Source organism: Ornithinimicrobium humiphilum, assembly GCF_006716885.1.
Classification (GTDB): Bacteria; Actinomycetota; Actinomycetes; order Actinomycetales; family Dermatophilaceae; genus Ornithinicoccus; species Ornithinicoccus humiphilus.
Genome location: NZ_VFPU01000002.1, coordinates 131,918 through 157,815 on the forward strand (window position 1 = coordinate 131,918; position 25,898 = coordinate 157,815).

24 protein-coding genes are annotated in these 25,898 nt (G+C 73.2%); 13 read left to right on the top strand and 11 right to left on the bottom strand.

Going from position 1 to position 25,898, the window contains the following annotated elements:
• The first annotated feature begins 1 nt into the window (after nt 1).
• From metX to FB476_RS14235, 6 genes are all read left to right on the top strand, one after another.
• Nucleotides 2–1,189 carry a homoserine O-acetyltransferase MetX gene (metX, locus tag FB476_RS14210; RefSeq protein WP_141820552.1) on the top strand — a complete coding sequence of 396 codons (1,188 nt, stop codon included), beginning with the start codon at nt 2–4 and terminating at the stop codon, nt 1,187–1,189.
• 76 nt (nt 1,190–1,265) lie between these two features.
• Nucleotides 1,266–1,784 (top strand): nucleoside deaminase, encoded by a 519-nt coding sequence (locus FB476_RS14215; protein WP_141820554.1) that lies wholly within the window; start codon nt 1,266–1,268, stop codon nt 1,782–1,784.
• 86 nt (nt 1,785–1,870) lie between these two features.
• Nucleotides 1,871–2,368: an NfeD family protein gene (locus FB476_RS14220; protein WP_141820556.1), complete on the top strand. Its 498-nt coding sequence runs from the start codon at nt 1,871–1,873 to the stop codon at nt 2,366–2,368.
• Between the two features lie 92 nt (nt 2,369–2,460).
• Nucleotides 2,461–3,762, top strand: coding sequence for an SPFH domain-containing protein (locus FB476_RS14225; protein ID WP_141820558.1), 1,302 nt, complete (start codon nt 2,461–2,463; stop codon nt 3,760–3,762).
• Between the two features lie 139 nt (nt 3,763–3,901).
• Nucleotides 3,902–5,581, top strand: coding sequence for an alpha-amylase family protein (locus FB476_RS14230; RefSeq protein ID WP_141820560.1), 1,680 nt, complete (start codon nt 3,902–3,904; stop codon nt 5,579–5,581).
• Nucleotides 5,578–6,537, top strand: coding sequence for a TIGR03885 family FMN-dependent LLM class oxidoreductase (locus FB476_RS14235; RefSeq protein WP_141820562.1), 960 nt, complete (start codon nt 5,578–5,580; stop codon nt 6,535–6,537). Before FB476_RS14230 ends, FB476_RS14235 begins: the two co-directional genes overlap by 4 nt.
• Here FB476_RS14235 and FB476_RS14240 read toward each other — a convergent pair.
• From FB476_RS14240 to FB476_RS14270, 7 genes are all read right to left on the bottom strand, one after another.
• Nucleotides 6,526–8,253 carry an alpha-glucosidase gene (locus FB476_RS14240; RefSeq protein ID WP_141820564.1) on the bottom strand — a complete coding sequence of 576 codons (1,728 nt, stop codon included), beginning with the start codon at nt 8,251–8,253 and terminating at the stop codon, nt 6,526–6,528. The two genes, FB476_RS14235 and FB476_RS14240, sit on opposite strands and share 12 nt — an antisense overlap.
• Nucleotides 8,254–8,290: 37 nt before the next feature.
• Entirely contained in the window at nt 8,291–9,655 is a 1,365-nt protein-coding gene (locus FB476_RS14245) for a hypothetical protein (RefSeq protein WP_141820566.1), read from the bottom strand.
• Nucleotides 9,656–9,743: 88 nt separating this feature from the next.
• The gene (locus FB476_RS14250) at nt 9,744–10,283 is read right to left on the bottom strand and encodes a gluconokinase (RefSeq protein WP_141820568.1); all 540 of its coding nucleotides are present in this window, start codon (nt 10,281–10,283) and stop codon (nt 9,744–9,746) included.
• 25 nt (nt 10,284–10,308) lie between these two features.
• Nucleotides 10,309–11,745: a GntP family permease gene (locus FB476_RS14255; protein WP_141820569.1), complete on the bottom strand. Its 1,437-nt coding sequence runs from the start codon at nt 11,743–11,745 to the stop codon at nt 10,309–10,311.
• Nucleotides 11,746–11,810: 65 nt separating this feature from the next.
• Nucleotides 11,811–12,554, bottom strand: coding sequence for an aspartate/glutamate racemase family protein (locus tag FB476_RS14260; RefSeq protein WP_141820571.1), 744 nt, complete (start codon nt 12,552–12,554; stop codon nt 11,811–11,813).
• Nucleotides 12,551–13,810 carry a carboxylate--amine ligase gene (locus tag FB476_RS14265; RefSeq protein WP_141820573.1) on the bottom strand — a complete coding sequence of 420 codons (1,260 nt, stop codon included), beginning with the start codon at nt 13,808–13,810 and terminating at the stop codon, nt 12,551–12,553. The genes FB476_RS14260 and FB476_RS14265 overlap by 4 nt, the downstream gene beginning before the upstream one ends.
• Nucleotides 13,811–13,839: 29 nt before the next feature.
• Nucleotides 13,840–14,481 (bottom strand): IMPACT family protein, encoded by a 642-nt coding sequence (locus FB476_RS14270; RefSeq protein WP_141820574.1) that lies wholly within the window; start codon nt 14,479–14,481, stop codon nt 13,840–13,842.
• Nucleotides 14,482–14,517: 36 nt separating this feature from the next.
• Between FB476_RS14270 and FB476_RS14275 the strand changes: the two genes are divergently transcribed.
• From FB476_RS14275 to FB476_RS14295, 5 genes are all read left to right on the top strand, one after another.
• Nucleotides 14,518–15,174: a copper resistance CopC family protein gene (locus FB476_RS14275; RefSeq protein WP_141820576.1), complete on the top strand. Its 657-nt coding sequence runs from the start codon at nt 14,518–14,520 to the stop codon at nt 15,172–15,174.
• 191 nt (nt 15,175–15,365) lie between these two features.
• The gene (locus FB476_RS14280; protein ID WP_141820579.1) at nt 15,366–15,602 is read left to right on the top strand and encodes a DUF3073 domain-containing protein; all 237 of its coding nucleotides are present in this window, start codon (nt 15,366–15,368) and stop codon (nt 15,600–15,602) included.
• A 91-nt stretch (nt 15,603–15,693) separates the two neighbouring features.
• On the top strand, nt 15,694–17,403 hold the full coding sequence (locus FB476_RS14285) for an ABC transporter ATP-binding protein (protein WP_238329811.1): 1,710 nt from the start codon (nt 15,694–15,696) through the stop codon (nt 17,401–17,403).
• A 117-nt stretch (nt 17,404–17,520) separates the two neighbouring features.
• Entirely contained in the window at nt 17,521–18,054 is a 534-nt protein-coding gene (locus tag FB476_RS14290; protein ID WP_141820583.1) for a hypothetical protein, read from the top strand.
• A gap of 422 nt (nt 18,055–18,476) precedes the next feature.
• Nucleotides 18,477–20,816, top strand: coding sequence for an HNH endonuclease signature motif containing protein (locus FB476_RS14295; protein ID WP_141820585.1), 2,340 nt, complete (start codon nt 18,477–18,479; stop codon nt 20,814–20,816).
• 46 nt (nt 20,817–20,862) lie between these two features.
• On the opposite strand, the gene purM is transcribed toward FB476_RS14295, so the two are convergent.
• Nucleotides 20,863–21,984 carry a phosphoribosylformylglycinamidine cyclo-ligase gene (gene purM / locus FB476_RS14300; RefSeq protein WP_141820587.1) on the bottom strand — a complete coding sequence of 374 codons (1,122 nt, stop codon included), beginning with the start codon at nt 21,982–21,984 and terminating at the stop codon, nt 20,863–20,865.
• Between the two features lie 90 nt (nt 21,985–22,074).
• Between purM and FB476_RS14305 the strand changes: the two genes are divergently transcribed.
• Complete coding sequence (locus tag FB476_RS14305; RefSeq protein WP_141820589.1) at nt 22,075–22,716, top strand: AMIN-like domain-containing (lipo)protein; 642 nt, start codon at nt 22,075–22,077, stop codon at nt 22,714–22,716.
• Between the two features lie 4 nt (nt 22,717–22,720).
• Here FB476_RS14305 and purF read toward each other — a convergent pair whose 3' ends face one another.
• Nucleotides 22,721–24,298: an amidophosphoribosyltransferase gene (purF, locus tag FB476_RS14310; protein WP_202877042.1), complete on the bottom strand. Its 1,578-nt coding sequence runs from the start codon at nt 24,296–24,298 to the stop codon at nt 22,721–22,723.
• Nucleotides 24,299–24,380: 82 nt separating this feature from the next.
• Here purF and FB476_RS14315 point away from each other — a divergent pair, with 82 nt between their 5' ends.
• Complete coding sequence (locus FB476_RS14315) at nt 24,381–25,112, top strand: DsbA family oxidoreductase (RefSeq protein ID WP_141820593.1); 732 nt, start codon at nt 24,381–24,383, stop codon at nt 25,110–25,112.
• A gap of 81 nt (nt 25,113–25,193) precedes the next feature.
• Here FB476_RS14315 and FB476_RS14320 read toward each other — a convergent pair whose 3' ends face one another.
• Nucleotides 25,194–25,460, bottom strand: a complete 267-nt coding sequence (locus tag FB476_RS14320) for a hypothetical protein (protein ID WP_141820595.1) — start codon at nt 25,458–25,460, stop codon at nt 25,194–25,196.
• A 70-nt stretch (nt 25,461–25,530) separates the two neighbouring features.
• Entirely contained in the window at nt 25,531–25,896 is a 366-nt protein-coding gene (locus tag FB476_RS14325) for a sterol carrier family protein (protein ID WP_141820597.1), read from the bottom strand.
• Nucleotides 25,897–25,898 lie beyond the last annotated feature (2 nt).

A 25,898-nucleotide genomic window follows, 5' to 3' on the forward strand; every position in this document is an offset into this window, starting at 1 on the left:
CATGACCGCCTCCCGACGCCGCACGCACGTCGTCGGGGACCTGCCCCTGGACTCCGGGGAGGTCCTCGAGGACGTGCGGGTCAGCTGGCAGAGCTGGGGCCGCCTCAACGAGGCCCGCGACAACGCGGTGCTCGTGCTGCACGCGCTCACCGGCGACAGCCACGTCGTCGGCGAGCGCGGGCCGGACCAGCCGACCCCCGGCTGGTGGCCCGGGCTCATCGGTCCGGGCGCGCCGCTCGACACCGACGAGTACTTCGTCATCGCCCCCGCCGTCCTCGGCGGCTGTCGCGGCACGACCGGCCCCTCGTCCATCGCCCCCGACGGACGCCCCTACGGCTCCTCCTTCCCGCAGATCACGATCCGTGACCAGGTGCGGGCCGAGGCCAAGCTGGCCGACGCGCTGGGGATCCGGACGTTCGCGCTCGTCGTCGGCGGCTCCGTCGGCGGGATGCGGTCGCTGGAGTGGGCGGTCTCCTACCCCGGACGGGTGCGGCGCTGCGTCGTGCTCGCCGCGGGCGCGGCGGCCACCGCCGACCAGATCGCGTGGTCGGTGCCGCAGCTGCACGCCATCCGGCTCGACCCGCACTTCCACGGCGGCGACTACTACCCCGGTCCCGGGCCGCGCCAGGGCCTCGAGCTGGCCCGGCAGATCGCCCACACCACCTACCGCTGCGCCGAGGAGCTGGCGCTGCGCTTCGGCCGCGACGCCCAGGAGGGCGAGGACCCGCTCCGCGGGGGCAGGTATGCCGTGCAGTCCTACCTCGAGCACCACGGCCGCAAACTGGCCCGACGCTTCGACGCCAACTCCTACCTCGTGCTCACCGACGCGATGAACTCCCACGACGTCGGACGAGGTCGCGGGGGTGTGGAGGCGGCGCTGCGCCGGATCACCGCCGAGCTCACCGTCGGGGTCGTCAGCTCCGACCGGCTCTTCCCACCCGCCGACGGCGAGCTGGTGGCGACCTCGCCGGCCTGCCGGGAGCTCGCGGTCATCGACTCCCCCTACGGCCACGACGCCTTCCTGGTGGAGACCGAGCAGGTCTTCGGCATCATCGGTCGGGCCCTGCGCAGCGCCCCGGTGCCGCGCGCCAACCGCCCCCTCCGAGCGGTCGCAGCCTGGTCGCGGGAGCCCGAGGCCGACCCCGTCCCGGTGGGTCGCGTCGTGGTCCCCAGCCCGGCCGCCTACTGAGCCGGACCTCCTCCTCCGGGGACGCCGCCCGTCGCACGGGGTGCGGGCGGCGGCCCCGGTCGCCTAGCCTGCCCGGATGGGGAACACACCTGCACCTCCTGACCCGTCCGTCCCGAACGCGGCCGAGGAGGTGCGGCGCGTCGGGCTCGCGATCGACGTGGCGGTGGCCAACATCGCCGCCGGCGGCGGCCCGTTCGGGGCCGTGATCGTCGCCGCCGACGGGACGATCGTGGCCACCGGCGGCAACCGGGTCACCGCCTCGCTCGACCCGACCGCGCACGCCGAGGTCACGACGATCCGGGCGGCCTGCCAGGCGATCGGCGACTTCGCGCTCCAGGGTCACGTCCTCTACAGCTCCTGCGAGCCGTGCCCGCTGTGCCTGGCGGCCTGCCTGTGGGCCCGGCTCGACGGCGTGGTCTACGCCGCGGACCGCCACTCCGCCCACCGGGCCGGCTTCGACGACCGCGTCTTCCACGAGCTCATCCGCACCGTGCGCGACGCGCCCTGGCCGATGCGCGTCGCCCGGGCGGAGCACCCGCGCGGCGAGGAGCCCTTCGACGTCTGGCGGCAGCACGAGGAGCGCACCGACTACTGACCTGCGGCAGGCCCCTGGGGAACCGGGCAGGGTCGCGGGCCGTCCACCCCGTAGGATCGGACGACCGACAGGGAAGGACGGCAAGGATGCTGGACTGGCTATCGAACAGCCCGCAGTGGTTGTGGTGGATCGGGGTCGCCCTCGCCCTCGGCATCGTCGAGATGACCACCCTCGACCTGATCTTCCTCATGCTGGCCCTCGGCGCGCTCACCGCGGCGATCGCGGCCGGCGCCGGGATGCCGATCGTGGTCCAGGTGCTGATCTTCGGGGTGGCCGCCGGCCTCTTCGTCTTCGCCCTCCGTCCGGTCGCGCTGCGCTACCTGCGCCTCGAGGGCCGCGGCGCCGTCCTGGGCGTCGAGGGCCACATCGGCCAGACCGCGACCGTCCTGACGGAGGTCACCGACCGCTCCGGCCTGGTCAAGCTGCGCGGCGAGGAGTGGACCGCCCGCGCCGAGCTCGCCGGCTCCACCTATCCCGTGGGCACCCTGGTCACCGTCGTCAAGATCGACGGCGCCACCGCGGTGGTGAAGGCCGCCGCGCCGGAGGACAAGCCCTTCGACGAGCACCCGCCGCTCGCCCACTGATCCTTCCCGCGCCGGGACGCAACCGATCCGGGCCGGCGCACGTCATACCCCCCGACCGACCGACGACCGACCGACAGCAAGGAGCACCAACCATGGATCCCACGAGCATCATCGTGTGGTTCGTCGTCGCCCTCATCGTGCTCTTCGCGATCACGGCCATCGCCCGCGCGATCCGCATCGTGCCCCAGGCGACCGCCGTCATCGTGGAGCGACTGGGCAAGTACGACCGCACCCTCGACGCCGGACTGCACTTCCTGGTCCCCTTCATCGACCGGCCCCGCTCGGTGGTCGACCTGCGCGAGCAGGTCGTCAGCTTCCCGCCGCAGCCGGTGATCACGAGCGACAACCTCGTGGTCTCCATCGACACGGTCATCTACTTCCAGCCGACCGACCCGAAGGCCGCGACCTACGAGATCGCCAACTACATCCAGGGCATCGAGCAGCTGACCGTCACCACGCTGCGCAACGTCATCGGCTCGCTCGACCTCGAGCAGACGCTGACCAGCCGCGACATGATCAACGGCCAGCTGCGCGGGGTGCTCGACGAGGCCACCGGCCGCTGGGGCATCCGCGTCAACCGCGTCGAGCTCAAGGCCATCGACCCGCCCGCCTCCGTGCAGGACTCGATGGAGAAGCAGATGCGCGCCGAGCGCGACCGTCGTGCGGCCATCCTGAACGCCGAGGGCGTCAAGCAGAGCCAGATCCTCACCGCCGAGGGTGAGAAGCAGGCCCAGATCCTGCGCGCCGAGGGCACCGCGCAGTCGGCGATCCTCGAGGCCCAGGGTGAGGCCCGCGCGATCCTGCAGGTCTTCGACGCGATCCACAAGGGCAACCCCGACAGCAAGCTGCTGGCCTACCAGTACCTCCAGATGCTGCCGCAGATCGCCCAGGGCGAGTCCAACAAGATGTGGGTCGTCCCGACCGAGCTCACCTCCGCGCTCGCCGGCATCGGCAACGCGCTGGGCGGCGGTGGCTCGAGCAGCGGCGGCGGCGCCAACTACCTCGACGGCCCGTCCTCGGGCCTGCGTGCGGACGCCGGCGACACCGGGCTCGACGACCTCGACGCCCCGACGCTGGAGGACCCGCGCGAGGCGCTGCGCCGGGCCCGCGAGGAGGCCGAGGGCGCGACCCGCGACGCCGAGGGCTCGAGCTCGCAGCGCTCCCGCCAGGACGCCGACCGGGCGATCCAGGAGGCGGCCGAGAAGGCCCGCCAGGCGGCCGCCCCGCAGGGCACGCCGTCCGGGGAGAGCCCCGCGCTCGACCAGCTGCAGCAGGAGGAGCCGATCGTCCCCGACCTGCCCACCGAGCCGCAGGCCGACTACAACCCTCAGACCTCCTGGCAGCGCCCGGAGGGCGAGCGCTCCTCCTGGGAGCGTCCCGAGGGCCAGGGCTGACGGCCTTCCTCGCACGCACGGCCGACGGGGCCGCGACCACCTGGTCGCGGCCCCGTCCGCGTGTCCGGGCCTCTTGGGGCACCGGCCCTGGGGGCGGCTGCGGTTGAGGGGTCAACCGGGTCGGGACAGGGTGGGGGCCATGCGGATCACCGACACGAGCGACCTGTGGTGGAAGAGCGCGGTGCTCTACTGCCTCGACGTCGAGACCTTCCTGGACGCCGACGGCGACGGGTGCGGCGACCTCGAGGGGCTGGCCCAGCGCATCGACTACCTGGCCGACCTCGGGATCACCTGCCTGTGGCTGATGCCCTTCTACCCCAGCCCGGACCGCGACGACGGCTACGACATCACCGACTACCTCGGCGTCGACCCCCGGCTGGGCGACCTCGGCCGGATGACCGAGCTGGTGCGGCTGGCCCACGACCGCGGGATGCGAGTCATCGCCGACCTGGTCGTCAACCACACCAGCGACCGGCACCCCTGGTTCAGGAGGTCACGCGCGGAGAAGGACCCGGTCAAGAACCCCTACCGCGACTACTACGTCTGGCGCTCCGACGACCCCGGCGACACCTCCGACGAGGTCGTCTTCCCCGACCAGGAGGACGCCATCTGGACCAAGGACGACAAGACGGGTGAGTGGTACCTGCACCACTTCTACCGTCACCAGCCCGACCTCAACCTCGACCACCCCGAGGTGGTCGAGCACCTGCTGCGCGCGATCGGCTTCTGGCTGCAGGTCGGCTTCGACGGCTTCCGGGTCGACGGGGTGCCATTCTTCGGCCAGGAGGCGGCGAAGGAGGGCGAGGACGACCTGGTCGACCCGCACGCCTTCATGCGCACGCTGCGCGACTTCATCTCCCTACGGCGGGGCGACGCGGTGACGCTCGGCGAGGTCAACCTCCCCTACGAGGAGCAGCTGGCGTTCTTCGGGGGCGGGTCCGCGGACGAGTTCCACATGCAGTTCGACTTCGTCGGGATGCAGGCGACCTACCTGTCGATGGCGCGGCAGGACGCCGGGCCGCTGGCCACCGCGCTGAAGGAGCGGCCGGTGCTCCATCGCACCAACCAGTGGGCGACCTTCCTGCGCAACCACGACGAGCTCACCCTGGACAAGCTCACCGACGAGGAGCGGCAGGAGGTCTTCGACGCCTTCGGCCCCGAGGAGCGGATGCAGGTCTACGGCCGCGGCCTCAAGCGCCGGCTGCCGACGATGCTCGGCGGCGACCCGCGCCGGGTCCGGATGGCCTACTCGCTGCTCTTCTCGCTGCCGGGCACCCCGACCCTCTACTACGGCGAGGAGATCGGCATGGGCGAGGACCTCGACGCCGACGGCCGGATGGCGGTCCGCACCCCCATGCAGTGGAGCGCGACGAAGAACGGCGGCTTCTCCTCCGCCGCCCCCTCGCGCCTGGTGCAGCGGGTCGTCGGGGACGGCTTCGGGCCCGAGCACGTCAACGTCATGGACCAGCTGCACGAGCCCGACTCGCTGCTGTCCTGGATCCGCTCGCTCATCCGGCTGCGGCACGCCTGCCCCGAGCTCGGGTGGGGCGCGCTCACGGTGCTCGAGCACGACGGCGGGCCGGCCCTGCTGGCCCACCGCCTCGAGCTCGAGGGCACCGCCGTCGTCGCCCTGCACAACCTCGGTGCCGACCCGGTCACGGTCACCGTCCCGGTCGAGGGCTTCGGCGACGCCCCGCGGGTGGTCGACCTCCTCACCCACGAGGTCCTGCCACCCGCGCCGGAGGTCTCCTCCGCCCTCGAGGGGTATGGCGTGCGCTGGCTCCGCGTGCGCCCCGCCGGCGACCTGGCGGTGCCGTGATGCGCATCGGCTTCCACGCCTCCCACGAGCAGATCTCCCCGCGGCAGCTGCTCGAGGACGTCCGGCACGCCGAGCAGGCGGGCTTCGACATGGCCATGTGCTCGGACCACATGGCGCCGTGGTCGCAGCGTCAGGGGCACTCGGGCTACACCTGGGCCTGGCTCGGGGCCGCGCTGGCGACCACCGACCTGACGCTGGGGTGCGTCTCGGCGCCGGGCCAGCGCTACCACCCCGCGGTGCACGCGCAGAAGATCGCGACGCTGGGGCAGATGTTCCCCGGCCGCTTCTGGGTCGCCCTCGGCAGCGGCGAGAACATGAACGAGCACGTCACCGGCGACCGGTGGCCGACCAAGGAGGTGCGCACCCGCCGGCTGGAGGAGTGCGTCGGCATCATCCGTCGGCTGCTCGCCGGGGAGGAGGTCACCCACGACGGGCTGGTGGCGGTCGACCGCGCCCGGGTCTGGGAGCGCGCCGACCCCACGCCCCTGCTGGTCGGTCCGGCCGTCTCGGTCGCCTCCGCCTCCCGGGTCGCCGCCTGGGCCGACGGCCTGGTCACGATCAACCAGCCGGTGGAGACCCTGCGCGAGCTCCTCGACGCCTACCGGGAGGCGGGCGGGCGCGGCCGTGCCTCGCTGCAGGTCCACCTGTCCTGGGCGCCCACCGAGGCCGAGGCGGAGGCCATCGCCGTCGACCAGTGGCGCAGCAACGTCTTCTCCGAGCCGGTCAACTGGGACACCGCGACGCCCGAGGGCTTCGACGTGGCGTCCGAGCACGTGGGCCCGGACGTCGTGCGGCAGCACTGCCTGGTCTCCTCCGACCTCGGGCAGCTCCGAGACCGGGTCGCCGAGCTGGCGGCGGTGGGCTTCGACGACGTCTACCTGCACTTCGTCGGCCAGCACCAGGCGCCCTTCCTCGACACCTTCGGCGAGCAGGTGCTGCCGGGGCTACGAGGCTAGCCGCAGGACGACCGACTCCCAGCCCGGCAGCACACCGTCCTCGAGCAGCGATCGGCCGGCCTCGTCCGAGGTCGCGAGCACCACGGTGGCCTGCCGCCAGCCTGCGAGCAGCTCCGCGGGCACCGGCACCGGCTCGCGGGTGAAGGCCGCCAGGGTGCGCAGCCGCACGCCCTCGTGCTCGCGCTCGAAGGCCCACAGGCTCGGGTGGTCCATCGCGAGCGGGGTGATCGAGCCGTGCGAGACGACAGGGTCGTCGTGCCGCAGCGCCACCAACCGCCGGTAGTGCTCGAAGACCGAGCCCTCGACCCCCACCTGCGCCTCGGCGTTGATCTCGACGTGATCGGGGTTGACGGCGATCCAGGGCTCGCCGGTCGTGAAGCCCGCGTGCCGGCCGGCCGTCCACTGCACGGGGGTGCGGGCGTTGTCGCGGCCGACCGCCCGGATCCCGGGCAGCAGGTCCTCGAACGACGATCCCGCGGCCGTCATCTCGTCGAGGTAGTTGAGGGCCTCGATGTCGCGGAGGTCCTCGCGCCCCGAGACGGGCGCGTTCGTCATCCCCAGCTCCTCGCCCTGGTAGACGTAGGGCGTGCCGCGCAGGGTGTGGAGCACGGTGCCCAGCGTCTTCGCAGACCGCTCGCGCCAGGCGGGATCGTCGTCGCCGAAGCGCGAGACCGCGCGCGGCTGGTCGTGGTTGTTCCAGTAGAGGGAGTTCCAGCCCGTCTCCGCGAGCGCCGTCTGCCAGCGCATGAGGCTCTCCCGGAGGTGCGGCATACCGCTGGGGACGCGGTCGAACTTGCCGCCCGGGCCGCTGCCCAGGTCGACGTGCTCGAACTGGAAGACCATGTCGACCTCGCGGCGCGCGGGATCGGTGAAGAGGGCGGCCCGCTCGGCGGTGACGCCGGGCATCTCCCCGACGGTGAGGAAGGCGCGGGGGTGGTCGGCGAACACCTGCTCGTGCATCTCGCGCAGATGGTCGTGCACCCGGGCGCCGTTGGCGATCATCGGGAAGCCCTGACCCCACAGGTCCCCGAGCCCCACCTCGGCGTCGACCAGCTCGTCGGGCTTGTCGATGAGGTTGATGACGTCCATCCGGAAGCCGTCGACCCCGCGGTCGAGCCACCAGCGCATCATCGCGTAGACCGCCTCGCGGACCTCCGGGTTCTGCCAGTTGAGGTCGGGCTGCTTGCGGCTGAACAGGTGCAGGTAGTAGTCCCCCGTCGCCTCGTCCCACTCCCAGGCCGAGCCGGAGAAGACCGAGCCCCAGTTGGTCGGCTCGGCGCCGGGCTCGCCGCCGACGGTCCCCGGGCGGGGCGGGCGCCAGACGTACCAGTCGCGGCGGGCGCTGTCGCGCGAGGAGCGGGAGTCCACGAACCACGGGTGCTCGTCGGAGGTGTGGTTGACGACGAGGTCCATGACGACGCGGATCCCGCGGTCGTGGGCCCGCGCGAGCAGCTCGTCGAGGTCGGCGAGGGTGCCGAAGAGCGGGTCGACGTCCTGGTAGTCGCTGATGTCGTAGCCGTTGTCGTCCTGCGGCGAGCGGTAGACGGGCCCGAGCCAGAGCACGTCCACGCCGAGGCGCTGCAGGTGGTCGAGGCGGGAGATCACGCCGCGCAGGTCGCCCACGCCGTCGCCGTCGCTGTCGGCGAAGCTGCGGGGGTAGACCTGGTAGACGACGGCGCGCTTCCACCAGTCCCGGGGGAGGTCGTCGGTCAGCATGCTCTGCAGGGTAGGTGGCCCGGCGGTCCGCCGCTCGTCAGCCGTAGGTGGCCCGCGCCCAGGCCGTCATCTCCCGCTGCAGGTCCTGCAGGCCCATCCCGGTCCGCTCCCGCAGCAGGGCGTCGGCCTCGTCGGTGTCCTGCCAGGTGTCGACGGAGGACAGCTCGACCCCCACGTCGCGCGCGGTGGCGAAGCCGAATCGCTGCTCGAGGAAGCTGAAGACCATCGCCGAGGAGGCGTAGGCGAGCTCCCCGGCCTCCTGGGAGTCGTAGTAGTACTCGTCGAAGGACTCCGGCAGCTCGAGGAGCCCGTCGCCGGCGTCCGCGACGACGAGGCGGAAGGACGCGTCCATGAGGTAGTCGCGACGGTAGCCGTACCACTCCGCCAGGCCCTCCCACACCCACACGGGCGGCGTGACCTGCGGGTCGGCGTCGAGCACGGCGTGCACCGCCTCGTGCCGCATCAGGCCCCACCCGCCCTCGGGTATGCCGTAGTCCAGCTCCTCGACGAGCAGGTCGAGGTCGAGCAGGATCCGGTCGGCGTGGTCGGGCGCGCTCGCCCGGCCCTCGCCCTCGGCGGGGGCCAGCGTCAGCGCGACGCCGGCGGGGTCGACGGCCAGGTCGTCGTCGCCGGCGATCTCGCGCAGCAGGTCCTCGTCGACGAGCTGCACGACGAGCCGTTCGCGCGTCCCCCGGCCGAAGTCGAGGAAGACGTTGGCCACGGCGTTCTCGAGGCCCTGGAGCACCTCGTCGACGTCCTCCTGCCGGTCCTCGGGCGTGAGGAGCACGAGCTGGTCGGTGACGGTGACCGAGACCGCGCCCAGGTCCCACAGCTGCGGGTGGGCCCGGTCGCCGTCCACCTCGGTGACCAGCCCGTCGGGGGCCACCGTCAGGAGGTAGCCCTCGGCCGTGGGTGCCGGGTCGGCGCCGGTGACCTGGTGGACGAAGAGGAGCGGCACCACCGCGTCCTCCCCCTCCTGCTCGACCTTGCCGTCCGGACGGAGCTCGCGGACGTCCATCGGCACGTCCTGGACGGCGCGGAACCAGGCGCGCTGCTGCGCGACGAGGTCGTCCCCGGTGAAGAAGGCGGCCCACTCGTCCTCGGAGCCGTCGGCCAGGACCGCGGCCATCCGCTCGACGAGCTCGGCCGCGCCGACGTCGTCGAGGGCGGGACCGTCCGCCTCGTGCGTGAGGGAGGAGGCGTCCGTCCGAGCGCTGCCGGCCGCGCTCGCGGCGGCGGCCGCCGCCTCGGGCGGGACCGTGGCGGAGGGCACCAGGCTGACGGGCCCGAGGCCGCCGCAGCCGCCCAGCGCGAGCACCACGGCGAGCGCCGCGGGGCCCCCGAGCCACGCGCGGGCAGCCCGGACGGACCTCGCGCCCGGGGGCGGGGTCACGGGCTGCACGGGGCAAGCCTGCCATCCCGGAGGCCCCGATGGCGGACGAGGGCGCCCGGACCGGGCCGGGCCCGGGCCGGACGACGCCGTCGGGTCGTCAGACGATGCTGTCGAGGTCGAGCTGGGCGAGGACCAGGCGGGCCGCCCGCTCGGGCGGGTTGGCGATGTCGACGAGCACGCCCGGCTCGTCGGGCTCGAGCATCTCCAGGGTGTCCAGCTGGGACTCCAGCAGGCTGGGCGGCATGAAGTGCTCCCGCTCCTCCATCCGCTCCAGGAGGATGCCCTTGTCGCCGTGCAGGTGGACGAAGAAGGTGCCGGCCCCGCCCTCGCGCAGCAGGTCGCGATAGCTGCGGCGCAGCGCCGAGCAGGACAGGATCGTCGACTCGCCGCGCTCGTCGCGCTCGCTGGTCCAGCCGGCGAGGATCCGCAGCCACGGCCAACGGTCCTCGTCCATGAGCGGCCGCCCGCTGGCCATCTTGTCGATGTTGGCCTGCGGGTGGAAGTCGTCGCCCTCGGCCAGCTCCCACCCCAGACGTTGCCGGAGCGCCTGGGCGACGGTGGACTTGCCGCACCCGGAGACGCCCATGACCACGAGGTGGACGGGTGCCCCGGGCGGGGTGTCGGTCAGCGGGGTCACGGCCGGGTCGTCCGTCGGGCCGGGCTCACGGGACCACGAACCACAGGAGCAGGGCGATGAGGAAGATCGTGACGCCCAGCGTGGTCTCCATGACCGTCCAGGTGCGCAGCGTGGTCTTGACGTCCATCCCGAAGAACCGGCTGACGAGCCAGAAGCCCGAGTCGTTGACGTGGGAGAGCACGGTCGCGCCGGCGGCGATCGCCAGCACGAGGCAGACGATCTTGAGGTCCGACAGGTCCGCGGCAGCGACGCCGGCGGAGATCAGGCCCGCGGTCGTGGTGAGGGCGACGGTGGCCGAGCCCTGGGCGACGCGCAGCGCGGTCGCGATGAGGAAGGCCGAGACGATGAGCGGCAGACCCAGGTCGGAGAGGCTGTCCGAGAGCGCCGCGCCGATGCCGGAGTAGCGCAGGACGCCGCCGAACATGCCGCCCGCGCCGGTGATGAGGATGATCGCGCAGATCGGTCCGAGGGCGTCGTTGAGCAGGCCCTCGACGGTGGCCAGGGAGCGGCCGCGGGTGCCGAGCACGTAGGTGGCCACGAGCAGGGTGATGAGGAGGGCCACCGGTGTCTGGCCGACGAAGGCGAGCGCGTCCAGGAGCGTGCCGTCGCCGAGGACCTCGGCCTTGCGCAGGGTGTCGATGCCCGTGTTGAGCGCGATGAGGACGAAGGGCAGCAGCAGGATGCCCAGCACCAGGCCGAAGGACGGCGGGTGGGCCGCGCCGTCGGAGCCGCCGGCAGGCGCGTCGTCGTCGGCGTCGTCGGTCGAACCGGAGGCACTGGCCGCGCCGCGCGCGCCCCGCAGGAACGAGTCGTCGATCGGGACCATGACCTTGCCGGCGTAGGCCTGGGTGAAGAGGTAGACGCCGACGTACCAGGCGACGAAGGCGACCGGCAGGCCGACGAGGACCGTGAGGCCGATCGACCCCTGGAGCTCGGTCGCCGCGGTGACGGGGCCGGGGTGCGGCGGCACGATGGCGTGCATCGCGGCGAAGGCGCCGGCGGCCGGGATCGCGTAGAGGAGCACCGAGCCACCGAAGCGGCGGGCCACCGAGAAGATGATCGGCAGGAAGACGACCAGGCCGGCGTCGAAGAAGATCGGGATGCCGAAGAGCAGCGCGGCGACGCCGAGCGCCAGCGGCGCCCGCTTCTCGCCGAACCGGGTGATGAGGGTGTCGGCCAGCACCTGCGCGCCGCCGGTCACCTCGAGGAGCCGGCCGATCATCGCGCCGAGACCGACGAGCAGGGCCACCGAGCCGAGCGTGGACCCGAAGAAGCTCGTGGCGACCCGGGCGATGTCGCCGAACGGGATGCCGGCCGCGAGCCCGGTGAGCAGGCTGACCAGGATCAGCGCCACGAAGGCGTGCATCCGCAGCTTGATGATGAGGACCAGCAGGACGGCGACGGCGACGGCCGCGATGGCCAGCAGCGTCCCCGCCCCGTAGACGGGTTCCATGGGATCCATCAGCGACCTCCTGGGGTCGTCGTCGGGCGTAGGCGCCCCACGCTATGTCCCCGGAGGCCGGCGTGCTAGCCCCGGAGCTCGGCGACGACCCGTTCGACCAGCGCGGCCTGCGCGTCGACCGCCCACGGGGGCAGGTCGGAGCTCGCCTGCTCGCCGAGCACGGACAGCTCGGTGCAGGCCAGCACCACGGTGTCGGCGTCGCCGCGGAGCCGGGCGAGGAGGTCGACGAAGGCGGCGGTCGGGACGTCCACGCCGGCCTTGACCCCGTCGTAGATGACCGACATCAGCTCGCGCTGGCCGGCCTCGTCGGGCAGCAGCGGCTCGGCACCGAGGGCGGCGAGCGCGTCCTGGTAGACGCCGCTGCTCACGGTGCCGTCGGTGGCGAGGACGCGGACCCGCGGGGCCCGTCCGGGGGCGTCGGCGCCGTCGACGGCGGCCTCGGCACCCACGCGCACGAGCGAGAGCAGCGGGAGCGGCAGCTCCTCGGGAAGGAAGGCGTGGGCGGTGTTGCAGGCGATGACCGCGCACGCGCAGCCCAGCCGGGCCAGCACCTCGAGGTCGCCCAGCAGGTAGGGAGTGGGGTCGGGCTGCTCGGGGTCGACGAGGTGGGCGGTGCGGTCGGGCACGCTCGCGTGGGAGAGCACGACCGTGTCGATGTGGTCCTGGTCCCGGCCCGCGGGGGTGCGGCGGGTCAGCGCGTCGAGGAAGGCGACGGTCGCGGCCGGGCCCATCCCGCCGACGACGCCGAGCACCGGGCGGGCCCAGGTCTCGGCGGGGAGCAGGCGGTCGCTCGCGGCGTCGGTGCTCATGCGGTCACCGGCCTGCGGTAGTGGGTGGCGAAGTTGCGGACGTAGCGCACGTCGTTCTTGAGCTGGGCCAGCCGGCGGTCGCGGCCCGGGTCGGCGTCGTAGCGCAGCGGGCGGACGACCCGCCCGGTCGACCGGATCGCGGCCAGGCGGCGGCGGGTGGCCGGGTCGGTGACGTAGCGGGCGAGCAGCGGCACCGGGACGATCGAGTAGAGCCAGTCGTCGGTCTCGGGCCCGACCTCGACGCCGTCGTAGGGGTCGCGGTCCTCGACGTGCTCGCGCACCATCGGCGCGACGATCGGGTGGCCGGCCGCGGACAGGTAGGCGTGGGAGCGGCCGAGCCGGGGGTTGAGCTCGAAGAAGTACTCGGTGCCGTCGCGCGGGTCGACCTTGATGTCGAAGTTGGCGTAACCGGTCCACCCCACGTGCTCGAGCATCCGCGTCGCCTCGCCGACCGCCGTGAAGCTGGCGCCGGAGATCACCGCGAGCGGGTTGCCGATCATCGCCGGGTCGTGGTCCTCGAGGAGGACGTGGCCGAGGCGGCCCCAGCGGACCGTGCCGGAGAGGTCGGAGTAGGTCGTGAGCACCCGCATCTGCTCGTCGCCGCCCGGGATGCGCTCCTGCACGACGAGGGAACCGGCATACCCCGCGGTGGTCATGGTGCGGCGCAGCTCGACGAGAGAGGCGAGGTCGTCGCAGTAGGCGACCTTCTTCTTGCCCTCGTAGACGAGGGTGCTGAAGGAGGAGTCGCCGGCCTTGACGACGAGCGGCCACCGCAGCCCCTCGAGGAGGTCCCCGAGGTCAGCCTCGGCCGCGTCGGCGGGGATCGCCCTGGTGACGGGATGGGCGACGCCCACCTCGGCGCAGAGCGCGGCGAAGCCCTCCTTGTCGGAGAGGCGCTCGATGAGCGGCAGCGGCGGGTAGGGGATCGCGAAGCGCTCGTCGAGCCGGTCGCGCAGCGCCGCGATGCGGGTGACCCAGGTGTCGACGGTGCCGAGGACGAGGACCCGGGCGCCGGGGTTGGCGTCGGCGATGTCGCTCAGGCCGGCCAGCAGCTGCTCGTCGTCGTCCATGCCGGGGAGCTGCACGTTGTCGATGATGGCCGAGCCGCGGACCGCGGAGGGCACCGTGCGGCTGATCACCGTGGTGCGGACGTCGAGCTCGGCGTGGAAGGCGCGGGCCAGGGTGTAGGTCGCCAGCTCCCCGCCGAGGACGACGGGCACGAAGGGGACGGTCGTGTCGAGCGGGGGCCGGACCATGGCCGGAAGCGTACCGGGCGGACCCTGGGTCAACCCTGCACGTCGAGCCAGCCCGAGCCCTCGCTGCCGGGCACGACCTCGGCCGCTCCCGAGGTCAGCGAGGCGAGCAGGCCGGGGAGCTCCTCGGCGTCGTCGGCGGGCACCTGGACGCGCAGGGTGACCTGCTCGCCGTAGGAGACGTCGGGCACCGCGATGCCCCGAGCACGGAGGTCGTGCTCGAGGCGCCCGGCGATGGCGTGATCGGCGCGGACGTCGACCTCGGTCACGCGCAGCCGGGTGAGGATCTCGGCCTCGGCGACCGAGGCGCGGACCGCGTCGCCGTAGGCCCGGACCAGGCCACCGGTGCCGAGCAGCGTGCCGCCGAACCACCGGGTCACGACCGCGACGACGTCGCTGAGGCCCGAGTGGGTGAGGGCCTCGAGCATCGGCGTGCCGGCGGTGCCCGCGGGCTCGCCGTCGTCGTTGCTGCGGACGGTGGCGCCGTCGGGGCCGAGCACGAAGGCGGAGCAGTGGTGGCGGGCGTCCCAGTGGGTGCTGCGCGCCTCCTCGACGACGGCGCGGGCGGCCGCCTCGTCGTCGGCCCGGCGCAGCCAGCACTCGAAGACCGACCGCTTCTCCTCGATCCGCGCGACGACGGGGCCGGCGACGGTGCGGTAGGACGAGGGCTGCATGCCCCGCAGCGTAAGGGGCTTCCTAGACTGACGGGCATGACCCGTGCACGTCACCCCTTCATGGCTGTTCTGATCGCCCTCCTCCTGCTCGCACCCGCCGGCACGGCCAGCGCGCACGACCAGCTCCTGGGGAGCGACCCGGAGGACGGTGCCGTCGTCGAGGCGCCCGACGAGCTCGAGCTGGAGTTCTCGGGCCAGCTGTCCGAGCTGGGCCTGCAGGTCGTGGTGACCGACCCCGACGGCCGCTCGGTCGTCGACGGCGAGCCCGAGGTGGACGGCCGGTTCGTCACGCAGGACCTCGTGGACGACCTGGGCGCCGGGACGTACGACGTCGTCTGGCGGGTCACCAGCGAGGACGGCCACCCGATCTCGGGCGAGCTGTCCTTCACGGTCGAGGTGACCGAGGAGCCCACGACGGAGGAGCCGACCACGGCCGCGCCGACGACGGTGGAGACCTCGGAGCCCGTCGAGACCTCGGAGGAGCCGACGGAGACCGCCGCCGAGGAGACGACGAGCGCGGAGCCGACGGCGACCGCCGAGCCGACCGAGGACGCGACCACCGGCGACGAGCAGGACGCCGTGGCGGACGAGGGCGGGCTGCCGGTGTGGGCGTGGGTGATCATCGGGCTGGCCGTCGTCGGCCTGCTGGGGCTGCTCGCACGCACCTGGGGCCGCGGCCGCACCGACGCCTGAGGCGTCGCCGCACGTCATACCCTCTGCGGCACAACGCTCCCGAGCCGGCCGCCAGGCACCGATGCCGGGGGCACCGTGTCTCTCATGTAGCCTAGGCCCCACGAACGCTCACATTCCCCGGGCCGGCTCCGCGACCTGATTCGTCAGCCAGCGATGCCGCCCCGGCAGACTCGACACAAGGGGGTCACGCCATGGGGCGCGGCCGGGCCAAGGCAAAGCAGATCAAGGTGGCCAGGAAGCTGAAGTACTCAGCTCCGTCCACGGACCTCACCGCACTGGAGCGCGAGCTCCGGGCCTCGCGCGGCGAGCACGTCTACGACGACGCTCAGGACGACGAGGACGGCGAGGAGGAGGACCCTTACGCCGCCTACGCGGCGCCGGACGACGAGGACGACGACGAGTCGTGGGCCTCTGACGGCCGACACTGAGGTGTCGGGGTCGACCTCGACTCCTCCCACCCCCACACACGCACATCCCCTGGCCGAGCTCTGGGTCAGGTACCGGCAGTACCGCGCCCGCGTGGTGCTCGCCTTCGTGCTGTCCACGATCCGCAAGGTCATGGACGTCATGCCCGAGCTGCTCATCGGCGCGGCCATCGACGTGGTGGTGCGAGGAGCCGACTCCTTCGTCGCCTCGCTCCTGGGGGTTCCCGACCGTCACCAGCAGATCCTGTGGCTGGCGGTCGTCAACGCGGTCGTGTGGGTGCTGGAGTCGACCTTCGACTACCTCGCCGCACTGACCTGGCGCAACCTCGCGCAGCAGGTCGAGCACGACCTGCGCCTGGAGACCTACGGGCACGTGCAGGGCCTCGACATGGCCTGGCACGAGTCGCGGTCGACGGGCTCGACGCTCGCCGTGGTCAACGACGACGTCAACCAGCTGGAGCGCTTCCTCGACACCGGGGTGGACCGGCTCTGGACGCTGGCGCTCAACGTCGTGCTCGTGGGCGCGGTCTTCGCGGCCAGCAGCTGGACGCTGACGCTGCTGGCGTTCCTGCCGATCCCGGTGATCATCCTGGGGTCGCTGTGGTTCCAGCGGCGGCTCGAGCCGCGGTATGCGGCCGTGCGGTCGACGGTGGCGCGCATCAGCGGGCTGGTCTCGGGCAACCTCGGCGGGATGGCGACGATCAAGTCGTTCACCGCGGAGGAGCGCGAGCTGGAGCGGGTGCGGGAGGCGTCGGACGCCTACCGGCTCGCCAACGCCGACGCGATCCGGGCCTCGGCGGCCTTCGTGCCGCTCATCCGGATGGCGATCCTCGTGGGCTTCACGATGACGCTGCTGCTCGGCGGGTGGATGGCGCTCGACGGCACGCTCGAGATCGGCCTCTACTCGGTGCTGGTCTTCATGACCCAGCGCCTGCTGTGGCCGCTCACGTCGGTGGGCGAGGTCCTCGACCTCTACCAGCGCGCGATGGCGTCGGTGCGCCGCATCCTGGCGCTGCTCGACGAGAAGCCGCTGACACTGCCGGGCGACCGGACACCTGACGCGGTGACCGGGCGGCTGGAGCTGCGCGGGGTCCGTGCGGGATATGCCGACGGCCCGGACGTGCTGCACGACGTCGACCTGGTGGTGCCCGCGGGCGAGGTGCACGCGGTCGTCGGTCCGACGGGCGCCGGCAAGTCGTCGCTGCTGCGGCTGCTGCTGCGCTTCACCGACCCGCGGGCGGGTCAGGTGCTGCTGGACGGGATCGACCTGCGCGAGCTGACGTGGGAGGGGCTGCGGGGCCGGATCGGCTACGTCGCCCAGGACGTCTTCCTCTTCGAGGGCTCGATCGCGGACAACATCGCCTACGGACGCCCCGGCGCGACCCGCGACGAGATCGTGCGGGCCGCCGAGCAGGCTCAGGCGGCGGAGTTCGTCGAGGCCATGCCGGACGGCTACGACACGCACGTCGGCGAGCGCGGCGTGACGCTCTCGGGCGGTCAGCGGCAGCGGCTGGCGCTGGCGCGGGCGATCCTGCGCGACCCCGAGGTGCTCATCCTCGACGAGGCCACGTCGGCCGTCGACAACGAGACCGAGGCCGCGATCCAGCGGTCGCTGGCGGAGGTCAGCAAGGGGCGCACGACCGTGATGGTGGCGCACCGGCTCTCGACCGTGCGGCACGCCGACCGGATCTGGGTGCTCGCCGCCGGGCGGGTCGTCGACGCCGGGACGCACGACGAGCTCGTGGCGCGGCCTGGCCCCTACTCCGAGCTGTGGTCGGTGCAGACGGGCGCGCTCGCGGACTGAGGCGGCGGCATACGGGGGCGCGCTCGCGGACCGGACCTGACCGCATACCCGCTCTGCGGGGACCGGACTCCCTGCTGCAGGGACTAGCCTTGACCACCGGTCAGGGAAGGGACGGACATGGCGCAACGGTCTCGGCACGAGGCGAGCTGGACCTCCGCGGACGCGACGGTGCGGGGACGCCGGTCCGGCCGCGGTGGGTGGATCATGCTGGCGCTGGGGTTCGTGGCGATCGCGGTCATCGCGACGGTGGCGTTCAACCGCTACATGAACTTCCAGACGGTGACCTTCGAGCTGCGCGAGTGCACCGCGCCGCTGACCGCCGTGTCGACGTGGCAGGAGGTGCAGGCCGCCGCCTGCGACCCCGCGCCGATCGACGGTGACGTCCTGACGATGTGGCACGAGGGCTCGCAGTCGAGCGCCGACGCGACGACCGAGACGTCGTGGACGTTCGAGGGGGTGCCGGTGAACACCGTGACCAACGCGCTCGAGATCAGGACCGTGGAGGCGTCCGAGACCGTCGTGCTGGCGGAGCCGGACAACCAGCAGATCCGCCGGGCGCTGACCAGCGACGCGGCCGGGCTGCGGTGGTCGGCGAACATCGGTGACCGCGGGCCGACGACGTACTGGGTGCTGGTGACGCCGGCGGGCTGATCCGCTTGGTGGCCGCGCGCTCCTTCGGATCAGACCACACGCGCTCTCTGGGTCGGGCCGCCGCTCACGCGCTCCGGACCGGGAAGTCGCTCACAGCCACTCTCGACCTGGCCGCCGCTCACAGCCACTCTCCGGACCGGGCCGCCGCTCACGGCACTCTCCTGCTCCTTTGGGCCGGCCAACGTCCACCCCTGCGGGCCACCCGGCTGCGCCACCAGCAACGCACCCTGGGCACGCGCAGGCCCGAGGCCACGACGCCCACATCCTGCCCCGCAGGTCACGGCCCCGCCCACCCGCTGCCAGCCCTGGCGCCCCCGTCCAGCGCCGACTCACTGTGGACAACCCTTCCCTTATTCGAACATATGTACTAGGATGGGTCTCATCCACCAGCACCGCAGCTGAGATCTCCCGGGGGTGAGGGCATGTCGCACAAGGACCGGGACGCCGAGCGCGCCGCGCAGCTCCTCGCCGCTCTGGCCCCGGACGGCACGGTGAACCTTCGCCGGCTGCGTTCCTTCGTCCCGGCCGAGTGGGCGCACAAGACCTCGGTCGGACTCGACGGCGTCATCCGCATCGCCGCCCCGAAGAACGGGTTCATCCGCCTGGAAGCACCCGCGCCCTGTGGTGCGCACCCGGCCCTGGATGCAGCAGCCGCCTCGGGACCGACCTCGGGACCGGCCTCGGACCCGGACCTCACCACCCCGCCCCTCCGCGAAGTCGTCGCCGACCAGCTCCGCGAAGGTCTCGAGGAAGGCCTCGAGGCTCTCGCTCCCTCGCTCTCCCGCCAGCCGCTCGCCGGCGAGGAGGCGGTCGGGGCGCTGGAGACCGTGCACGGGTTGTCCTCGTTGCTCGAGTCGGCTCGTCTCCATGCCGCACGAGAGCTGGCGGCGCGCACCGCCGAGAAGATGCTCCGGGTCAAGGGCGTCACCTCCCCCGACGAGCTCTCCCCCACCGCCCGTGAGCGCTGGCGTGCCCGCGCCAAGTCCGTCACCGCGGCCGAGCTGGCCACCGCGACCGGGATGGGCCTCGGGGCGGCACGCACCGTCGTCGCGATCGCCACGGCACCCGACGCGTGCGCGCGCCCGGTCCAGCAGGCTCTCGATGCCGGCATCGCCCGGTGGGAGCTGGTGGCCGCCTGGTGGCGGCGCTGCACCCACCTGCCGCACGAGTCGGGGGCGGAGATCGCTCGGACGCTCTTCGGCATGGACGTCCCGCTCGGCGAGGTCGCCCCCGAGCGGCTCACACCCGACGGAGAGCTGTCGACGGCGCCGTGGGCCAAGAAGCAGTTCCTCGACGCCCTGGAGCGCGAGGTGCGCCGCCAGGAAGGGGCCGACCCGCTGGCGCAGCGGGCCAGGCGGGAGGCGCAGCACCGCTCCCGTGACGCCTATGCGGTCGTCGACGACGACGGCAGCGCCCAACTGGTCGTCACGGGTGACGCCGCCTCGGTGACGGCATGCGTCGAGCGCCTGCACACCATCGCTGTCCGAGCCCGCCGCGAGGGCGACCCGCGCGGTGTCCCGGCCCTCCGCAGCGACGCCGCCCGCGCGCTGCTCCTGCACGGCACCCTGCCCCTGCCCGCCCTGGGCGAGGACGCGGACCTGCTGACGCCCGACGACATCGCCCGTCTCGTCGACGTCATCTCGGGCACCCCTGCCCACGAGCTGCACGTCGTCGTGCCCTGGGACGTCCTGGCGGGTCATGCCGCGGTCAACGCAGGCGCGCCATCGGATGGAGCGGGTGCAGGCCGCGCCAGGCCGTCCGCCACACCGGGCAGCGACGGAGCGGGCAGCTCTGCCTCGGACAGTGACGGCGCGACGGCATCCGCAGACCGCGATTCCCCCGACGCCGACGCCGACGCCGACGCCCATCATCTCCCCGGCGTCGCTCGCGTCCTGGCTACGCGGTCGACCTTCCTCACGGCCGACGAGGTGCGTCGCATCGCAGGTCGCCCCGGCACCACCATCTACCGACTGCTCACCGATCCCGCCGACGGCCGCTGCCTCGAGCGGTCGCTGACGCGATACTCCCCGGATCGCGCCATGCGCGCGCAGCTGCGGGCGGCCGACGTGATGTCGCGCGCCCCCGGTTCGACCCTCCCGTCCGGCCGCTGCGACCTCGACCACGTCGAGGAGTACCTGCTTGGCGGCCGCACCACCGAGTCCAACCTGCAGTCGCTCGACCGCACCTGGCACGCCCTCAAGACCGAGAAGTTCTGGGACGCCACGATGGACGAGAGCCGCAACGTGACGTGGGAGTCATTCTGGGGCCGGCCGCACCGGACCCGCGTTCACGACTACCGGCAGTACCTCGGCCGGGTCAGACCGCATGAAGACCCGTCAGTCCCCGCCGCGGCGAGATCTGCCGATGTGCCACCCGGCACCGGGCTCAGCCCTGACGAACGTCGCCACCTGGCGTCCCTGCTGGTCTACGCCGCGCTCGCCCACCGCGACCTCGGCGCCCGGCTCGAGGCCGATGACGACGACCCCGAGGCGGGGTCCGACCACGACGTGCGCGACGCCATCTGGCTGCGTTGCACGAGGCCGGACGGTCGTCGGACCACCGGGCCACGACCCGGGACGCCCTCGCCGGAGACGATGCGGGACCTGGACCCTCGGGCCGTCCTGGACAGCTCGGACTGGACGACGCTGGGGACCGCGGCGGACGGGGGCGGGGCGCACGACGCCACGCAGCGCGACGGCGCGGACGGGGACGTCGTCGATGGGCGCTGGGGCAGCCGGCACCCGGGCCCGCCGCCGTTCTGAATCGGCGGTTCGCGTGGGACGGAGCGACCGGCCGGTCCGGGGCCTCTCAGATGCTCCAGCCGAGGTAGGACCCCGTCATCTGCACCGAGCCACCGTCGACCCCCTTGGCGCCCTGGACCAGCGGCTCCCCGATCTCCGGCACGTCGGCGGCGTCGATCACCTCGCCGATGGGCCAGGCCTCGATGCCGTGCTCGGCAAGCACACCCATGGCGCGAGGTGCGTTGTGGGCGGAGACGATGGCGACGAAGCCGACACCCATGTTGAGCGTCTGCTCGAGGTCGGCCTGCGGCACCCGGCCGAGCTCCTGCACCAGCTGGAAGATCGCGGGCGGGGTCCAGTTGCGGTCGACGACGCCGCACAGTCCGCGCGGCAGCACGCGGGCGAGGTTGGCGGCCAGGCCGCCACCGGTCACGTGAGACAGCGCGTGCAGCCCGACCTGGGCGCGGATGAGCTCCAGCAGCGGCTTGGTGTAGATCCGCGTCGGCTCGAGGCACTCCTCCCCCAGCGTCCGTCCGAGCTCGTCGACGTGCCGGTCCCAGTCCCAGCCGGCAGCGCCGAAGACCCGCCGCACCAGCGAGTAGCCGTTGGAGTGCAGCCCGGACGACGGCAGCGCGATGATCACGTCGGTCTTCTCGACCAGGTGCGGGCCCAGGACCTCGCCGTGCTCGACCACGCCCGTGGCGGCACCGGCGACGTCGTACTCCTCCGGCCCGAGCAGGCCCGGGTGCTCCGCGGTCTCACCACCGACGAGCGCGACGCCCGCCAGCTCGCAGCCGCGCGCGATGCCCGACACGATCGCGGCGATGCGCTCCGGCACCACCTTCCCGCACGCGATGTAGTCGGTCATGAACAGCGGCTCGGCGCCCGACACCACGATGTCGTCGACGACCATGCCGACCAGGTCCTGCCCGATGGTGTCGTGCACGTCCATCGCCTGCGCGATCGCAACCTTGGTCCCCACACCGTCCGTCGACGTCGCCAGCACCGGCCGCTGCATGCCCTTGAGCACCGACGCGTCGAACATCCCCGCGAAGCCGCCGAGACCCCCCAGCACCTCGGGCCGGGTCGCACGCCGCACCGACTCCTTCATCAGCTCCACCGCACGGTCCCCGGCGTGGACGTCCACCCCGGCACTGGCGTAGGTGATCGGCTGGTCGGACGCAGTCATGAACGTTCCCTCGGTCTGGTGCGGGCGGGCGAGACAAGGGTATGCCGTGCCTTTCGGACGCGAGAAGGCCGAGGGGCGTACGGTCTGAGCATGAGCAGGCGCGCAGCGCAGAGGGCGTCCGCGACGGCGGCGGTCCTGGCCTCCCTGCTGCTGGCGGGCTGCCAGGGCGACGACGACCCCGACGCCGAGGGCCCCACGCCGACGGCACCCGCGACCTCGACGTCACCGGGCACCACCGAGACCCCCACCGACGAGACCAGCGACGACACGGAGGAACCCACCGGCTCCTTCCCGCCCTGGAGGTCCGACCCCTCCGACCAGCCGCCGGCCGACGCGGGTGCCGGTCAGGAGATCACCGACGTGCGCACCGGCCGGCACGACGGCTTCGACCGGGTGGTCCTCGACCTCACGGGAGACGAGGTCGCGCTGGGCTGGTTCGCCCGCCTCGTGGACGAGCCCGCCGAGGCCGCCTCGGGGCGGCCGGTGGAGGTCGAGGGCGAGCGCTTCCTTGAGCTCGGCATCGCCGGCATCGACTGGACCACCGAGGCCCCGGAGCGCTACGACGGGTCCACGGTCACGGGGCAGGGCACCGAGGTGGTGACCGAGGTCGTCCACGGCGTGCTCTTCGAGGGCCAGCAGCAGATCTTCGTCGGGCTGCGGCAGGACACGGAGTATCGCGTCTTCGCGCTCGACGAGCCCGCGCGGATCGTCATCGACGTCCGCCACCCCTGAGGGCCTACGGCCGACGAACCGCCTCCACGCCACCCGGCGACGCGCTCGTGGGCACGCCCTCGACGTCGAGCGTCCCCACGTCGGTCGGGTCCGCGCCCGACCGCACGGGGAACTGCAGCTCGAGCACGTCCTTGCCCAGCTTGTCGGCGTCGGGCAGCTCGATCGGGTACTGGCCCGAGAAGCACGCGGTGCACAGCGTCGACCGCTCCTGCGACGTCGCCTCGATCATGCTGTCCTCGCTGATGTAGCCCAGCGAGTCGGCCCCGATGGAGGCGCACACCGCGTCGATCTCGAGGCCGGTCGCGATGAGCTCGGCGCGGGTCGCGAAGTCGATGCCGTAGAAGCAGGGCCAGCGCACCGGCGGCGAGGAGATGCGCACGTGCACCTCGGCCGCGCCGGCCTCGCGCAGCATCCGCACGAGCGCCCGCTGGGTGTTGCCCCGCACGATCGAGTCGTCCACGACGACGAGCCGCTTGCCCTTGATGACGTCGCGCAGCGGGTTGAGCTTGAGCCGGATGCCCAGCTGTCGGATCGTCTGGCTCGGCGCGATGAAGGTGCGCCCGACGTAGGCGTTCTTCACCAGCCCGTGGCCGAACGGGATGCCCGAGGCCTCGGCATAACCGATCGCGGCCGGGGTGCCCGACTCGGGCGTCGGCATGACCAGGTCGGCCTCGACCGGGTGCTCCAGGGCCAGCCGACGACCCATCTCGACGCGGGCGTCGTAGACCTCGCGGCCGGAGATCGTGGTGTCGGGCCGGGCCAGGTAGACCCACTCGAAGACGCAGCGCTTGGGCGCCGGCTCGGCGAAGCGCTGGCTGCGCAGGCCGTTCTCGTCGATCGCGATGAGCTCGCCCGGCTCGACCTCGCGCACGACGGAGGCGCCGACGATGTCCAGCGCCGCGGTCTCGGAGGCGACCACCCAGCCGCGCTCCAGCCGGCCCAGGACCAGGGGGCGCACGCCCTGCGGGTCGCGAGCGGCATACAACGTCTGCTCGTCGCAGAAGACCAGGCTGAACGCGCCGCGCAGCAGGGGCAGCACCTCGAGGGCGGCCTGCTCCAGCGGCACGTCCTCGTCGGCCGTGAGCAGGCCGGTGACGATCGCCGTGTCGGTGGTGTTGCCGCGCGCGACCTCGCCGCGCGAGCCCGACAGGTCGCCGCCGTGCCGCTGCGCGAGCAGGTCACGCAGCTCGGCGGTGTTGATGAGGTTGCCGTTGTGGGTCAGCGCGACCGTGTGGTCGGCGGTGCCGCCGAGCGTGGGCTGGGCGTTCTCCCACGAGTTGCGCCCGGTCGTCGAGTAGCGGCAGTGACCGACCGCGAGGTGCCCCTGGAGCGAGGCGAGCGCCGCCTCGTCGAAGACCTGGCTGACCAGGCCGATGTCCTTGTAGACGACGAGCCGCCGGCCGTCGCTCGTCGCGATGCCGGCCGCCTCCTGCCCGCGGTGCTGCAGGGCGTAGAGGCCGAAGTAGGCGAGCTTGGCGACCTCCTCGCCGGGCGCCCAGACCCCGAAGACGCCGCAGGCGTCCTGGGGCAGCCGCTCGTCGGGCAGAAGGTCGTGCGAGAGCCGTCCGTCAGCGCGTGCCACGGCGCAATCCTCCCACAGCAGGCTGGACCCGCACTCCCGGGAGCACCGGAATGCTGACGCGTCACGTAGCGTTGGCCGCACTATGCGTATCGACGTCTGGTCCGACATCGCCTGCCCGTGGTGCTACATCGGCAAGCGCCGCCTCGAGTCCGCCCTCGCGAGCTTCCCGCACGCGGACCGGGTCGAGGTCGTCTGGCACTCCTTCCAGCTCGACCCGACGGCCCCCGTGCCGCCGGTGGAGACCTCCACGTCGGCGCTGGCGCGCAAGTACGGCGGCGGCCCCGAGCAGATCGCCGCGATGCAGGACCGCGTGAGCAGCCTGGCCGCGGCCGAGGGCCTCGACTACCAGCTCGAGCGCACCCTGCACCTCAACACCCGCGACGCCCATCGGCTCCTCCACCTGGCCCTCCACGAGGGCGGCCCGGAGCTGCAGGGGCGCCTCAAGGAGGCCCTGCTCGAGGCCTACTTCGTCAGGGCCGGCGACGTCACCGACGCCGCCCTCCTCGAGGAGATCGCGACCGGCGTCGGCCTCGCGGCCGAGGACGTCCGACGCGTGCTCGCGAGCGACGAGTTCGACGCCGAGGTCGCGGCCGACATCGACCAGGCCCGGGCCTACGGCGCGAGCGGGGTGCCCTTCTTCGTCGTCGACGAGCGCTACGGCATCTCCGGCGCCCAGCCGACCGAGGTCTTCGCCGGCGCCCTGGAGCGCGCGTGGTCCGAGCGCACCCCGACCCTCGCGACCGTGCCGGGCGCGGGCGACGCCGACGGCTCGGGGGTATGCGGTCCCGACGGGTGCGAGGTCCCGCAGGCCTGAGGGCTCGACCTCACCCGGGCTCCGCGGATCAGGCGCGCCTAGGCAGCCCGGGCCGTCTGGTGCCTGCCTACGTGTGCCTGGCTACGTGCGGTCCGAGATCTTGTCGGCGACGAGATAGGCGATCGCCGCCAGCAGCACGCCGAGCAGCAGCCCGACCGAGCCGAGCAGGATGATCTCCTGCGTCACCGAGCTGTCGGGGGCGTCGGGGCCGAGCCAGCCGAGCAGGCTCCCCAGCACGTAGCCGACCAGGCCCCCGACCACGAGGAAGCGCACGAGGTCAGGCCGCCGCCGCACGGGCACGTGCTCGGGGCCGGGCTCGTTGATGATCTCGATCTCGTCGCGTGCCACCCGTCCAGTGTCGCTCACCCGCGCCGGGCGGGCGGGCGGCGGGGTCACGGCGCGCGGGACGGCTGCAGCGTCACACCAGCGGCAGGTATGCCGTCAGGTCGGCCCGGGTGCCCGACGCACGGACGGCGCCGCTCGCCACGGCCTCGGCCCACGGCATACGCCCGGTGGCGAGCGCCAGCCAGGTCGCGGGGTCGGTCTCGACGACGTTCGGCGGCGTGCCGCGGGTGTGCCGCGGTCCCTCGACGCACTGGACCGCGACGAAGGGCGGGACCCGGACCTCGACGGACCGGCCAGGGGCCCGGACGGCGAGCTCCTCGGCCAGGTAGCGCACGGCGGTCGCCAGCGTCCTCCGGTCGACCTCGCCCTCGGGCGCGGCGAGCCAGGCCGCGAGGGCCTGCTCCCCGGCGGCGGGGTCGGTGCGGCGGCGGGGCGGCACGC